Consider the following 14,228-nt stretch of genomic DNA (forward strand, 5'->3'; position numbering starts at 1 on the left):
GGGTTCCTGTCCCGGTCCCGGAGCGTCATCACCTCCGAGGAGGCCAGTGCACGAGATGCTCAAGAGACATCCCCCGGCGGCGAGCCAGGGACTTGCGAACACTCGGTCAAGTCGGCACATCATGGTCGGCTCCCGCGTGTGGAATCAGCACTCTCCCCCTCGTTGCCGGAGCGCGCGCCTTTCGTGATCGAATCGACCGCACACCCGCGCTAGGATCAGCCTGTGTCGTGCGCGCGGAAGACTACGATGATGGTGCTGCTCCTCGGCTTGTCCGGATGTGGGGCAGATGTGGATATTGCGGTGGGCCGTATGACTCCGACGTCGGTTGTGGGCGGCGGCGGGGAAGGTGGTCGTGGCAGCGGGGAAGGGGGGCGTGGTGGCGGGGCGCTGAGCGGCGGTGAAGCGGGAAGCGGCGGCGAGGCGGGCGGCGGCGGGGAAGGGGGCGGCGGCGCGGCCCCTTGCGATGCGCTGCCGTCGCTGGCTCATCGGTACTCGTTCGACGGGGTGGGGGCGATCGTCGCCGATACGGTCGGCGGCGCCGACGGTGAGATCTTCGGCGGCGCGAGCCTCGACGGCGGAGGGGGGCTCACCCTCGACGGAGAGGACGACTACGTCGATCTGCCCGCGGGTCTCCTCGCGGGGTTGAGCGACGTCACCGTCATGGTCTGGGTCGCCCGCAACGGCGGAGGGGCGTACCTGCGCGTCGTCGACTTCGGCATCGGCAGCACAGGTGAGAATCCCGTCGAAGGCGACTCGAGCGTTGGGCGGTCCTACCTCGTCATCACCCCGTCGACGGGCTTCGACCCGCCGGGTATCGCCGCGCTCGCGAGCGACAGCGGCGCCGCGGGCCAGGTGCAGGTCGCCACCGCGCCCACGCTCGATGACGCCGAGATCCATCAGCTCGCCGCGGTCTTCGACGGCGGGGCGGGGATCCTTTCGCTTTACCTCGACGGTGCGCTCCTCGGCAGCACGCCGGTCGGCTTTCCGCTCTCGGCGATCCAGGACGCGAACAACTGGCTCGGGCGATCCCAGTTCGATCAGGATCCGTATTTCGGAGGGCGTTACGACGAGCTGCGCCTCTACCGCGAGGCGCTGGCCGGCTGCGCGATCGAGGCCGCGTGGCGCGCCGGCCCGGAGTTGCCCTGAGGCTCAGAAGGCCAGCGCGAGACCGAGGCGCGCGCTGAGGCCCGCGGCCGGCGGGCGGTAGACGATGCCGTCGAGGTTCTCGACGACGAAGCGGGGCCGCCTCAGCGGGACGACGGCGTGCAGCGCGCCCTCGACGCTCACGGGAGCGGCGATGCGCCATTCGAGCAGCGTCCCGAGCCCGGCTGCGAAGATCGGCGTCGTGAGGGTGAAGGGCTCATCGACGTTTCGCCCCCTGGAGCGGAGCCAGTGCTGGCGGCCGAGCGCGCAGACGTAGACGCGGATGGGGCGCTCGAGCGGGAGCGCGCACGCGTCGACCTCGAGGAACCAGAGCCGGAACTCGGCGCCTGCAGCCAGCCCCGCGATGTGGCTCGAGCTCGACGGCACCACGCCGGCCGCGCCGTCCGCGCGGAACCAGCCGCTGCGGATCCCGCCGCCCGCGGCGAGCCCGACGCCGATCGTCGGGACGAGCGCCTGCTCGAGCTGCGCGCTCACCCAGAGCGCTCCCTCCACGTCGCGCTCGGTCGCAGCGGACGGCCGCGCTGCCGCGGGAGGTGGGCGGCGCGGCGCGGGAGGCGGCGGGCGCGGCGCGCTGGCGGCGGGGGCGGCGATCGCCAGGGGCGGCGCGGGCTGCGCGGCGGCGCTCCGCGCGACCGCGTCGGGATCGATCGACATCGCGACGATCAGCGCCGCTGCCCGCGACATGGACGCGCAGTCGTCGCCATGGATCACCCGCTCGCCCGGCGCCGGCGCGCGGATGCGCAGGTCGAGCCGGTAGCGCTCGTCGCGCTCGCGAGCGATCGCGATCTCGACCTCGATCGGCTGGCGCTGCTCCGACGTTCCCAGCAGCCGGGCGATCTCGCTCCGGACCTCGTCGACCGGCGGGCACCCCGCCGGCGCTTCCCAGCGGAGATCGATGGTGCGCGGCTCGGCGGGCGCCGCGAGCGCGCGCGCGGGCAGGAGCCCTGCCGCGGCGATCAGCGCCGGGAGGATCGACGGCGCGTGCGCCCACCTCGATACGTGCACCCGCGCACTCTACTCCTCCTGTCCGCACGCGGCGCGCACGCGCGTCGCGAGCGGCGAGCCCGGGCTCTTCGCGAGCAGCCTCGCCGCGATCGCCCTGCCGGACGGCGCGCGGCCGGAGCGGCAGAGCGCGATCGCGCGCGACGCCTCGCGCTCGGTCGAGAGCACGCCCCTCGGGTACCGGCTGGCGTGCTCGTCGAGCTTCGAGAGCGCCTGCGCGAACTGGCCCGCCTGCAGCGCCTGCTGCGCGTCGCGGAGCAGCGCGATCTCCGCGTCGAGCCCCTCCGAGCCCTGCTTCGCGGCGGCCGCCGCCCGGGGCGTGCGCGACGCCGTCGCGCGCGCCGCGGCGGCCGCCGGGGGCGCGGCGCTCGGATCGGCCGGTGCGCCGGACGCCTCGGGAGCGTCGGCCTTGCTGGAGGCGCTCGCCTCGGCGGACGCAGGCGTCCCGTCGCTCGGGGCGCTGGAGGGCGCGGCGGCGTGCGCCGCGCGGGGCGCCTCGGCCGCGCCCGCCGCCGCCTCCAGCGCGCGTTGCGCGTCGGGCGCCTCGCCCGGTGTCGGGAAGTAGAGCGCGGCCCCCGTCGCGAGGCCCACGACCAGCGCCGCCAGCCCGATCTTCATCGGGGCGCCGAGCAGCGTGATGGCCGCCCCTTTTGCGACCGCGGTGCTCGCGCTCGCGGCCATGCTCGCGGCGGCGGGGCCGACCGCGTGCGCGGCCGCGCCGGCGCTCGCGGCGCCGGCGGCTCCGGCGCTCTCGGCGCTCACGGCCACGGCCGTGGCCGCCGTCCCTGCGAGGCCGAGCCTCGCCCACACGGCCGCGCGCGTCCGACGTCTGTCGTCGTCGGTCGGCTCGTCCTCGTCACGAAGGGCGTTCAGGAGCGCTCGCTCCCCGGTCCCCAGCTCATCCATTGCGGCCTCCTCGGATCCTGGCGTGGTGGCGGTGCACCGCGTCGGAAAACGCCTGTCGAGCGGCCCTCAGCCGCGCATACACGGTGTTGACGTTCACCCCGATGCCCCGCGCGATCTCCGCCGCCGACATCTCTTCCAGCTCGGCGAGGAGGAGCACCACGCGCTTCTCCTCGTCGAGCGACGAGAGCAGCTCGTGCGCGACGCGCGCGGCCTCCGCCCTCGTCATGGCCTCGTAGGGGCTGAGGTTGCTCGGCCCCGCCAGCAGCTCGGGATCCACGGTCTCTCCTGTCCCGCGGTGGGCGGGGCTCTTGCGGCGCAGCGATCTCCGGTGCGTCTGCACGACGTTCACGACGATCCCGAAGACCCACGTCTTCAGCGACGAGCGGCCCAGGAACTCCGGGAGCCGCCGGTGCACGACGACGAACACCTCCTGGCACACGTCCTCGTGCGCCGAGGCGTCCACGCCGAGCCGGCGCACGGTCCGCCAGACGAAGGGGAACATCTCCTCGTACACCTCGGCGAAATCGAGCGGCGCGGCCTGCACGCCGGCCGCGGGGACGGCGGGCACCGCCCCGGCGGGCGGAGGTGTCGACGGCGCGACCGCCGCGCGGGCCGTCACGGGCTGCGCTCCTCCTCATCGGCGTGCCCCGCTTCGCCGCCGGTGCCGCTGGGGTCCACGGGGCCGGTGCCGCTGGGGTCCACGGGGCCGGCGCCGCCCTCACCCGCGCCGCTCGTCTCATGGAGATTTCCAGTGCCGCCGCCCGCGGTCGCCTCTGGGGGGAGCGTTTCCTCCACGCAAGCCGCGGAGAAGAGGATCCCGGGCAGGGGGCTGGTACCGCAGAGGAGGGCCTGGCGAGCTCGGCGCATGGATCGAGGGGCTGGTTACCGGAGCCGCCGCGTTCCGTGAAGGAAAGTGGAGGGACGGGGGGCGACGTTCATCGGGCGGTCGTCGATGCGCTGGCGCTCCACGGCTCGCGGGCGGATCATCCGCTGCGGCGCACCGCGGCCGACAGCGCGCACCTCCGCGCGCTTGACGGCCGCGAGGAGCGCATCGAGGAAGACCGGATGACACCCCCTCGCTGGCTTGCCGCGCTCGCGGCGCTCACCGTTCCATTGGCGGTCTCGGCGACGGCCTTGACCCAGGGCGACGCTCCCCTCCCGCCGCCTCCTCCTCCAGAGCCGCTCCCGTCTGCCTCCGCGCAGCCAGCACCGCCGCCGTCTCCTGCGCCGACACCGGTGCAGCCCGCGCCAGCGCCAGCGCCGGCGCCCGCGCCCGCGCCCGCGCCGACACCGGTGCAGCCGGCGCCCGCGCCGACACCGGTGCAGCCGGCGCCTGCGCCGATACCGGTGCAGCCGGCGCCCGCGCCGACACCGGTGCAGCCGGCGCCCGCGCCGACACCGGTGCAGCCGGCGCCTGCGCCGATACCGGTGCAGCCGGCGCCCGCGCCGACACCGGTGCAGCCCGCACCTGCGCCTGCACCCGCGCCTGCGCCGATTCCGGTGCAGCCCGCGCCTGCGCCTGCGCCCGCTCCCATGCCGTTCCCGCCGCCTTCTCCCACGCCGGTGCCGCCTGCGCCGCGGCCTGCGCTCGCGCCGCGGTCGACACCGGCACCTGCACCGCCGCCCGCGCCTGCGCCGCGGTCGACACCGGCGCCTGCACCGCCGCCCGCGCCGCGGTCCGCGCCAGCGCCTGCACCGCCGCCCGCGCCGCGGTCCGCGCCGCCCGCGCACACGCCCGCTCCGGAGCCGCCCGCGCCGGTTCCGCCCGCTCCCGAGGAGAAGCCGGAGGAGCCCGAGGACGACGAGAAGGACGGGATGCGCTTTCGTTTCGGTACGACGCTCGGCGGCGGGATCATCGAGTCACCCACGGGCGCGGGGGCCGTCTTTGCGCTCTCGGGCCGGCTCGGTGTCCAGGTCAACCACTATTTCGGGATATACTACCAGAACACACCGATGGTGACGCTCACCCCTGAGAGCACCGAGAACAGCGCTGGATTCGAGGCGGGGTTCATCGACTACAACTCGGTGCTCGCGGGCTTCACGCTGTTCCACTTCCTCGATCTCGGCGCGGGACCCTCCATGGATTACGTGGCCGTCGCGACCTGCGGCGCGGAGGTCCCGGAGGGCGGCATCCCGCTCCCGAGCGCCGGCTGTGAGAGCACGGCGGCCTGGTACTTCGGCGCTCACGCGCGGGGCGCCCTCATCCTCGGCGGCCTGGCCGGGAGCGGCGCGCGGCGGAGCGGCTTCGCCATCAGCGCGGATCTCCACCCGGTGTTCCTGCCAGAGGGGCCGACATTCACCTTCACGCTGGGCCTCGGCAGCGAGTGGTACTGAGACGAACGGCGCGCCGGAGCGCGGCGCGCCGCCTCGCCGGTCGAGCCGCTCCGCTCGCTCGGCGCTCCGGGCAGCGGCGGGCAGCGGTTTGCCCGTCCGCTGGCCGAGTGCCCTTCGAGTGGAACCTTCGCTCTCCAGGTCACGAGAGTTCCTTGCAAATACGCCGGGTCGCAGGGGCCCTGCCTCACGTCTGCGCGGCGCTCGGCGCCAGCGCCTCTGTGGCGCGCCACCCGCTGTGATCCCCGACACCCCGACCCTGCGTTCGCGGTTCGCGAGGGTTGCTGTGTGGCGACCCGATGGACTACAATCCCATTGTCGGAGCGATTGTTGGCGGGACGCCGCACCGGAGAGCTGGACGCCACGATCGCCCTGCGCCAGTGGCAAGCGCCAGCGGCAGAGCGCCAGCGGTACGCAAGCGGTAAGCAGAACGAGCGCGACGCGCGAGCTATCGAGCTCGGTGGCAGGGAGCGAAGGCGCACCCATGGATCCGCTGTTTGTGCATGACAAGGTGAAATTGCCGGACATCACGATGCACCATCGCTCACCATGTAGGTCGACGAGGCATGATGTGTCGCGCGAATCCGGGGCGCCATCTGCTGGTCTCTCGGAGGCGCCATCTCTTGCTTACGCGGTGCGGGGGACATGCCGCCCCTGGGACTCCAGATCGAGCCCTGAGACCGAGGTGCGTGAGGAGCGTGTCAAGCGCTCGCCCCGGTATTTGGCGTGCTCGGCAGCGCCGGCGTGGTCGTGCTGGCCGGCTGCTGGCGGGGGAGCGGCCGTCGGGTGTCGTCACCCTCTCCGGCGTCCCCATTTCGCCAAGCTCGGTGGGACCGCGGGGGCGCCTCCCAGGGGGCGCTTGACAAAGAGGGTTAACCATCGGCTACGCTGCCTACCCATGATGACCGGGAGGGCATGAGCCTGGTGGAAACGAGCTGCAGGCGCTCCACGGGGGCACGGCGGTCAGCGGTCGAGCGGGCCTTGGGGCACCTCGCGTGTCGGGCGCGAATCGCAACCCGCTGGGCATCATCGTGGGTGCCACGAAGTAACCGCGCGGCTCCTCCGGTTCGGCACGGGGGATTTCGCTCACTCCTCAGGACCCTCGCCGAGCGCGCTTGGCCCGACAGGACCGGAGTTCCGCTTCGCCGGGGGCTCCGATCGACGCGCGCGCCGGTGGCACTGCTCGCGGCGGCTCTGCTCGTCGGGTGCTGCCTTCTGCTGCTCAGCCCGCCTATCACGGCTGGGCCCGTGGCCACGCTCTATGTGTATGCGGTGACACCGCTCCGCGCCCGCGCCCTCGAGCAGAAGATCGAGGAGTCGATGCCCGGCGTCGATGTCACCGTGTTCGGAAAGTTGAGCGATTTCAAGGCCGCGCTCGAGTCGGCGCCGCCCGACGCGGCCCTCTCGCCAAAGCCGGTCCTGGCTTCGCTCAATCGGACCGCCGACATCCAGGGCGTGAAGGCGGGGAACGACGCGGAGCAGTACCTCCTGGTCTCGACGAGGGCGCTGACCAAGGAGATGCTCTCCGGTCTCAGATACGGGATCGTCGATCTGGTCGAACGGAAATCGCTCCCTAAGTTCGTAGCCGGGCTGCTGGGTGTGAGCACCGCGCCTGAGGTCCAGCGCGTCACGAAGATCGAAGATCTTTTGCAGCTGCTCCAGTTCCAGACGGCTGATGCGGTCCTCCTCCCCGAGCGATTTCGTTCTGACTTCGAGTCGAGAAGCAAGATGACGTTCACGATCCTCAGCCTCTCGACGGCGAAGGTCGGGCTGGTGGCGGTCACGTTCCTGAGCGAGCGCCAGACGGTGGAGGGCGCGATCCGGAGGCTTCCGAAACACGTGCTGGCCGATCTGGGGGTTGACGAATGGAAGTAAGGTCGACGCGTCCCCTCTCTCGGCGCTCGCTGCTGCGGGCCTCCGCCCTCGCGGGGCTCGCGCTGTCCCTGAGCTGTTCGTCGGGCCCGGCGACACCCGTCGCCAGCGACCCGGCGCCGACGCTCCAGCCGCCGCCTCCGGACGCGAGGCCGGTCATCTCCGTCATCGCCCCCTCGGATCCGCAGCTCGACGACATGCTGAGATCGCTGCGCGTCGAGCTGTCCGGGGAACACCGTGTCATCATCTCGCTGCTGCGCAGCGAGGAGTCGGGCCCCGACCTCGTGGCGCGGATCGTCGCCCGCGATCGCCCGCGGGCGGTGGTGCTGGTCAACAACTCGACCGTGCTCCTGTATCGCGAGTGGGCGCGCACCGTTCCGACCCCGCCGGTCGCGCTGATCCTGATGGCGTCCTTCGCCGAGGAGCTCCAGCGCACCGTCCCCAACTCGGTCGCCATCTCCTACGAGGTGCCGGCGGTCACGGCCATGGTGGGCCTGCGGACGCTGGGCCTCGACGCTCATCGGGTCGGCGTCGTCTACCGCCAGGGCTTCGCGGATCACATCGCGCGACAAGAAGCGCTCATGCACGTCGAGAAGCTGGCCTTCGTCAAGGAAGAGCTCTCGAACAAGCCGCGCGTGCAGGACCTCCGCGCCGCGCTCGTGAACCTCCAGCGGGCGAAGGTCGACGCGATCTGGCTGCCGAACGACAATGGCCTCCTGAGCCCGAGGTTCTTGACCAACGTCTGGCTGCCCTATGTGGACCGGCTCGGCGCGCCGGTGGTCGTGGCCGTGCGTTCGCTCGTGAACGAGCACGCGGAGTTCGGGACGTTCGCTGCCATCCCCGACACCCAGGCGCTCGCGGTGCAAGCGGCGGATCTCCTCTACGAGCTCGCGGACGCCGACTGGAAGCTCCAGTCGTCGGGTGTCCGCCTGCCCATCTCGGTGAAACGCCTGGTCGACGTGAGGCTCGCACGGCGCTTCGGCCTGAATTCCAGTCAGTTCGGCCAGGTTGACTTTCTCATCGGTAGGTGAGCGCGTATCGGGGGGAATGGAGGCGCCGTGCGATTACCTTTCCAACCGGGCACATGGTCACGATGCGACGGGCCAGCTCGAACCATCGAGCGCCCGGGCAGGCCTGCCATCTGCTGCTCGTCGTGTGGAGAGCGTCGCACGCATGGCTGCCGTCCCTGGAGCGCGCCGTCATGATCCGGGTGCTCGTGATCGATGACGACGAGATCGCTCGCGAGGCGATGCGCGCCGTCCTGGTCAGGGCCGGCTTCGACGTGGTCGAGCTCGCCACGCCCATCGGCGCGACGGCGGTCATCAAGCGAGACAAGATCTCCGTGGTCGCGCTCGACATCAACATGCCGACCATCAACGGCGACAAGCTGGCGAAGCTGCTCCGGGACAACGCGCAGCTCTCGAACCTGGGTATCGTCCTCGTCTCCAGCTGTGATATCGACAAGCTGAGCGCGATCGGCGAGAAGGTCGGCGCCGACGGCATCGTCTCGAAAGCGAAGCTGCACGTCGCGCTGGCGCCGGCGGTCGAGCGCGCGGTGGCCTCGCGCGCCGGGAAGACCAGCCCGCCGCCGTCTTCGTCTGCGGGGTCTTCTGCGGCGTCGTCCTCCTCTAACCCGCCGCCCTCGATGAGGCGCCCAAAGTAGAGTGCATGGCAACCCCGAACACCCACGGCTCGCTCCGCATCAAGCTGCTGCGCCTGATCCTGGGCGCGCTGCTGCTGCTCGGGGGCACCACGCTGCTTGCGAGCGGCGCGCTCATCTATTCGACGGATCGTGCGGTCCAGGCCAAGCGTGAGCAGGAGCTCCTGAGCGGTCTGGAAGAGAAGGCGCGCCTCCTCGGCTTCAACCAGGCGCTGGCGCTGCGCAGCCTGGTGGCGGACAACCTCTTCGGGGATGTCAAGGCGCTCATTCACCAGACCGTCTCGGAGAACAACGACATCGCCTACGGGTTGTTCTTCGACGCGGAGAACCGGGTCTGGGCGGCGAGCGGCCTGGCCCGGGTGCCCGCCTCGAAGGACGCGCCCAGCCCGGCGGCGCCGAACTTCACCGCGGCGGACCTGGAGTCCCTCGGGATCAGCACCGTGCACCCGTCCCGGCTCGCGCTGCGGCGGCGGCAGAACCCCCTGGGCGGGGAGGATGTCCTCGAGGTCGCGGCCCCGGTCATCTCGGAGGGGACTCACGCCGGGACCGTGATCTACGGCATCAGCACGAGGAGCGTCGTCGAGCGCATGGTCCAGGCCCGGGACCTCGCCGCGAACCGGCTCGTGACCACGCTCGGCCTGATCGTGGCGCTGATCCTCGGCAGCGGGGCGGCCAGCTATTTCCTCGTCAAGCGGGTCGCGGTCCACATCACCGAGCCGCTGCTCGCGCTGCGCACGGCGGCGGGGGCCATCGCCACCGGGCTCCGCTCGAGCGCGCCGCCGACCGAATCGCCCATCGTGGATCGGAAGAAGTGGGAGCGCGTGCAGATCACGAGCGGCGACGAGCTCGAGCTGCTCGGAGCGGCCTTCAACAGCATGGTCGAGGCGAACGAGCAGGCGTTCGAGGAGCTGCGCGTGAAGACCGAGCAGGCGCTCGAGGCGTCCCGGATGAAGAGCGAGTTCCTCGCCAACATGAGCCACGAGATCCGGACGCCGATGAACGGGATCCTCGGGGTCATCCGGCTCATGCAGAACCAGTCGCTCGACGGCAAGATGCGGCGTTACGTGGAGACCGTCGACGCCTCCGCCAACACGTTGATGTCGATCATCAACGACGTGCTCGACTTCTCGAAGCTCGAGGCCGGCAAGTACGTGGCGCAGCACGTCTCCTACGATCTGCGCCTCGTCATCCAGGAGGTCGCGGAGCTGATGGCGAGCCAGGCGCACGAGAAGGGCCTCGAGCTCGTGTACCGCGTCGAGCGCCGCGTCCCCACGGGCATCGTGGGCGATCCCGACCGGTTCCGCCAGGTGCTCACCAACCTGGTCGGCAACGCGATCAAGTTCACCGATCGCGGAGAGGTGCTGATCGACGCCTCGATCTCTCAGCAGGCTCAGCAGGAAAAGGCCACGGCGCTCATCAAGCTCGCCGTGGTGGACACCGGCCCCGGCATCGCGCCCGACGACCAGAAGAAGCTCTTCGCCGCCTTCTCGCAGGTGGACGGCTCGCTGGTCCGCAAGCACGGCGGCACGGGCCTCGGGCTCGCGATCAGCAAGCGCCTCGTCGAGGTCATGGGCGGCGAGGTCGGCCTCGACAGCACGCCGGGGCAGGGCAGCCGGTTCTGGTTCACGATCAGGGTCGGCGTCACGGCCGGAGGCGAGCAGATCCGCTCCGCCGAGTGGGCGAGCGGGCGCCGCGCGCTCGTGGTGGAGAACAGCAGGAGCTGGCGCGACGTCGTGGTGGAGCACCTGGTGGCCTGGGGCTTCGACGCCGAGTCCGCGGCCTCCGGGAGGGACGCGATCAACCGGCTCGAGCTCGCGGTGCTGGAGAAGCGGCCGTTCAGCGCCGCCGTCGTCGGTGTCCAGATGGACGACCTCGGCCTCGAGGAGTTCCTCAGGACCATCCAGTCGGTCCCGGCGCTGCAGACGTTGCCCGTGGTGGCGCTCTATCACATGGGATCGAGCGTGACGTTGAGCGGGATGGACTCCAGCATGGTCACGCAGCTCCCCAAGCCGCTCCGCGTCTCCGAGCTGTACAACACGCTGCAGAGCGCGCTCACGGGCACCTCGACCCCGCCGCCTAGCAAGCCCGGCGTTGAGCCGGGTAAGATCGCGAGCAAGCTCCCCGTGCTGGTCGTCGATGACAACGAGATCAACCGCTACGTGGCGATGGAGCAGGTCGAGCAGCTGGGTCTGCGCGTGGAGACCGCGTGCAACGGCCAGGAAGCCCTCGAGTGCGTCAAGCGAAATCGGTATGTCGCCGTGCTCATGGATTGCCAGATGCCCGTGATGGACGGGTACACCGCCACCCAGGAGATCCGCGCCTGGGAGCGCTCGAGGAATCGCCACACGGTGATCATCGCGCTGACGGCGCACGCGCTCGTCGGCGAGCGGGACCGGGTGCTCGCGGCGGGTATGGACGATTATCTGGCCAAGCCGGTACGCCCTCAATCTCTGCAGAAGACCTTGTGGCGGCACGTGGTCCTGAGCCGGGACGAGCCTGGGTCGTCGCCGTCTCCCTCCGGCCCCGAACTGGAGGCGGCGCGCGCGCCGGTGCTCGACCCGGAGGTCCCGCGCTCGCGGAAGCTGATCGAGCTCGTCCTCAAGAACGTGCCGGCGCAGCTCGACGGCCTGGAGGCGGTCATCCGGAGCGCCGTGGCCGCAGAGATCAAGGCGAACGCTCACAAGCTGAAGGGCAGCATGCTCTCGATCGGCGCGGCGCGCGTCGCGGAGCTGGCGGAGAAGATGCAGCTCGCCGCGGGTCAAGGCGAGCTGCCGCAGGCGGGCGACCTCGCGCGGCTACGTGACGAGTTCGACTCCGTGAGCGCTGCGCTGAAGGAGGAGCTCGCCGCGACCGCCAAGGCGACGTGACGATCGCGCCGAATCGACGATGGACGAATGTCTGGAGCCCACTGAACCCGCATGATGCTTGCCTCACTCGAAACCCGGTGGATGGTTGCGCTGGTGATCGCTTCGATCCCCGGTCTCGCATGGGCCCAGCCGACGACCGCGACGGCGCCGGGAGCGCCGAAGGCGGTGGGGGGTGAGCGCCGGAACGACGCGCTCGAGGACGTCGACCTGCTCCGGCTGCTCGACGTCGAGGTGTCCACTGCCACCAAGACGCTGGAGACCCTCGACGACGCGCCCGCCATCATGACGGCGATCACCGCGGAAGAGATCCGGCGCTGGGGATACACGAGCGTCGGCGAGGTGCTGGAGCACGTCGTCGGGTTCTATCTCATCGACGACCACATCCTGCCGAACGCCGGCGTGCAGGGGATGACGGGCGGGCTGGGGGCCGAGAGCGGCGGGATCAAGGTGATGATCAACGGGCGATCGGCGGCGTTCCGGACCACCAGCGGCAACTGGCTGGGCACGGAGCTGATCCCGCTGTCGGCCATCAAGCAGATCGAGATCGTCCGTGGTCCGGCGTCGGCGCTCTATGGCGCCGATGCGTTCCTCGGGGTCGTCAACATCATCACCCTCGATCCGGAGGACATTCCCTTCGTCGACGGCACGGTGCAGGGCGGCGTGACGAAGGACCACCCGCGCGGCCGTTTCGACCTCGTGGGCGGCATGTTCACCGACCGCTTCGAGATGATGCTGACGGCCGCGGGGGAGCTCGATGATCGAAGCGGCCTGGAGATGCCCACCCAGTCCCCGGCTCCCGTCATCCCGCCCTACAACGCGGGGCGCCTGGACGCCCAGAACCTCGAGCGCATGTCGGGGGTCGTCGGGGCGCGGCTCGGGTATCGCCATCCCGAGCGTGGGCACCACCTCGTGCTCAGCGCGTACTGGTCAGGCCTCCGGCGCGGCGGGGATTTTGCGCAATGGGCACAGCTCACCGGCGGGACGGACGACGAGGGGAACCGTGCCGGCACGGTGATCAGCCTCCAGCAGCGCCGCGTGGCGGTCGACGGGCTCTTCCAGCTGAACCGGGAGCTCGCGTTCGCGGTGCAGGGGATGTACTTCCAGGGTGGCGTCCTGCCGGACGACCGCATCGACGTCGCCGGCGGCTGGTACTACATCGAGCGGCGCATGGCGTATCGCGGCGTGGACGCGAGCGTCGAGGCCCGGTGGATGCCGTGGGACCGATTCAACCTGATATTGAATCTGGAGTCCGTCTACGACAAGGAGGACCTGCCGTCCTTCCGTCGGGTCACCAAGGAAACGAAGCAGTCCTTCGGCTCGCCGGAGCGGGAGCAGCAATCGGCCGAGCTGGTCGACATCGGGGCGCTCCTTAGCGCCAACCTCAAGGTGCTCGATCCGTGGCTGAAGGTCACGGGCGGGCTCCGCTACGATCACCACAGCAAGTATGGCAATCAGCTGACCGGTCGGTTCGGGGCGACCTCGCACCTGGGAAAGACGGTCGTGGCCAAGCTGCTGTACGGCAGCGCCTTCAAGGCGCCGTCCCCGTATTTGCTCTTCGCCGAGCCCCTCGTGCCGGGAGACGTGATCGGGAACGAGCGCCTGTCGCCTCAGCTCATCCACACCGTGGACGCGGAGCTGACGTGGAGGCCTGCTGTCTGGGCCTCGGCGAGCACGGGGGTATCGTACAGCCTCTTGAACGACAAGGCTGAGTTCGTCCCGCGGGGCATCAACCAGACGGCCCTGAACATCGCCAGCCAGAAGTCCTTGATCTGGGCGACCCGCGCCGAGCTGCGCCACGGCGACGCCTTCGGGGGCTACGGGTCGTTCGAGACCGTGCACTCCACCCGGGACTCCGGCCAGGTGGGGTACCAGGCGGATCTGGTCGGCTCGTCGATGGTCGCCTACCCGAGCTGGATCGCCCGCGCCGGCGCCTATGTGAAGCTGCCGTCGCCGAGCTCCGTGCCGCTGGAGCTCTCGACGCAAGGGATCCTCGTCGGGCCCCGGCAGTCCGCGGAGGCGAGCACCCTCGAGGCCGGCGGCGCGTTCGAGCTGCCCACGTACCTCAGGTGGAACGCCAGCCTGGTCGCGCGCAACCTGTGGATCATCCCGGGGCACGAGACGACCCTGGCCGTGCGCGCCAAGAACATCCTCGGCACCTTCGGCCCGGATCCCGGGTTCTCTGGCTTCGAGTACCCGCTCGCGCCGCGCGAGATCTTCTTCGAGCTACGACACCGTTACTGAGCTGCACCGCTCTGGAGCGACGGTCACCCGCTTCGGATACGGGCCCACCTCGGCGTTTTCGGTGCTCAGCGCACCGGAGTGCGCTTGCGCGCCGAAAACGCCGATCTGGGCCCGTCTCCTGTGCGGGAGACCGCCGCTCTGCTGCCGCTCTGCTGCCGCTCTGCTCTGGATGGCGCAGAGGGGGC

12 protein-coding genes are annotated in these 14,228 nt (G+C 71.0%); 7 read left to right on the top strand and 5 right to left on the bottom strand.

Features of this window, described 5'->3' with window-relative positions:
* Positions 1-309 precede the first annotated feature (309 nt).
* On the top strand, positions 310-1,146 hold the full coding sequence (locus tag WMF39_RS07150; protein ID WP_437744794.1) for a LamG domain-containing protein: 837 nt from the start codon (positions 310-312) through the stop codon (positions 1,144-1,146).
* 3 nt (positions 1,147-1,149) lie between these two features.
* On the opposite strand, the gene WMF39_RS07155 is transcribed toward WMF39_RS07150, so the two are convergent.
* The 5 genes from WMF39_RS07155 to WMF39_RS07175 all read right to left on the bottom strand — a co-directional run bounded on the left by WMF39_RS07155 (position 1,150) and on the right by WMF39_RS07175 (position 4,768).
* Positions 1,150-2,169, bottom strand: coding sequence for a hypothetical protein (locus WMF39_RS07155; protein WP_437744795.1), 1,020 nt, complete (start codon positions 2,167-2,169; stop codon positions 1,150-1,152).
* Positions 2,170-2,178: 9 nt separating this feature from the next.
* Positions 2,179-3,072 (bottom strand): hypothetical protein, encoded by an 894-nt coding sequence (locus WMF39_RS07160; RefSeq protein ID WP_437744796.1) that lies wholly within the window; start codon positions 3,070-3,072, stop codon positions 2,179-2,181.
* Positions 3,065-3,691, bottom strand: coding sequence for an RNA polymerase sigma factor (locus WMF39_RS07165; protein WP_437744797.1), 627 nt, complete (start codon positions 3,689-3,691; stop codon positions 3,065-3,067). Before WMF39_RS07165 ends, WMF39_RS07160 begins: the two co-directional genes overlap by 8 nt.
* On the bottom strand, positions 3,688-3,939 hold the full coding sequence (locus WMF39_RS07170) for a hypothetical protein (RefSeq protein ID WP_437744798.1): 252 nt from the start codon (positions 3,937-3,939) through the stop codon (positions 3,688-3,690). The genes WMF39_RS07165 and WMF39_RS07170 overlap by 4 nt, the downstream gene beginning before the upstream one ends.
* Positions 3,940-4,174: 235 nt before the next feature.
* Entirely contained in the window at positions 4,175-4,768 is a 594-nt protein-coding gene (locus tag WMF39_RS07175; RefSeq protein ID WP_437744799.1) for a hypothetical protein, read from the bottom strand.
* Positions 4,769-4,887: 119 nt separating this feature from the next.
* Between WMF39_RS07175 and WMF39_RS07180 the strand changes: the two genes are divergently transcribed.
* The 6 genes from WMF39_RS07180 to WMF39_RS07205 all read left to right on the top strand — a co-directional run bounded on the left by WMF39_RS07180 (position 4,888) and on the right by WMF39_RS07205 (position 14,043).
* Positions 4,888-5,406, top strand: coding sequence for a hypothetical protein (locus tag WMF39_RS07180; protein WP_437744800.1), 519 nt, complete (start codon positions 4,888-4,890; stop codon positions 5,404-5,406).
* 1,245 nt (positions 5,407-6,651) lie between these two features.
* Entirely contained in the window at positions 6,652-7,278 is a 627-nt protein-coding gene (locus WMF39_RS07185; protein WP_437744801.1) for a hypothetical protein, read from the top strand.
* Entirely contained in the window at positions 7,269-8,306 is a 1,038-nt protein-coding gene (locus WMF39_RS07190; protein WP_437744802.1) for a hypothetical protein, read from the top strand. Before WMF39_RS07185 ends, WMF39_RS07190 begins: the two co-directional genes overlap by 10 nt.
* A gap of 53 nt (positions 8,307-8,359) precedes the next feature.
* On the top strand, positions 8,360-8,938 hold the full coding sequence (locus WMF39_RS07195; protein ID WP_437744803.1) for a response regulator: 579 nt from the start codon (positions 8,360-8,362) through the stop codon (positions 8,936-8,938).
* A gap of 5 nt (positions 8,939-8,943) precedes the next feature.
* Positions 8,944-11,802: a response regulator gene (locus WMF39_RS07200; protein ID WP_437744804.1), complete on the top strand. Its 2,859-nt coding sequence runs from the start codon at positions 8,944-8,946 to the stop codon at positions 11,800-11,802.
* Positions 11,803-11,895: 93 nt separating this feature from the next.
* Positions 11,896-14,043 (top strand): TonB-dependent receptor plug domain-containing protein, encoded by a 2,148-nt coding sequence (locus tag WMF39_RS07205; protein ID WP_437744805.1) that lies wholly within the window; start codon positions 11,896-11,898, stop codon positions 14,041-14,043.
* Positions 14,044-14,228 lie beyond the last annotated feature (185 nt).

It is taken from the genome of Sorangium sp. So ce1504, from assembly GCF_051521635.1.
GTDB classification, from domain to species: domain Bacteria; phylum Myxococcota_A; class Polyangia; order Polyangiales; family Polyangiaceae; genus Sorangium; species Sorangium cellulosum_B.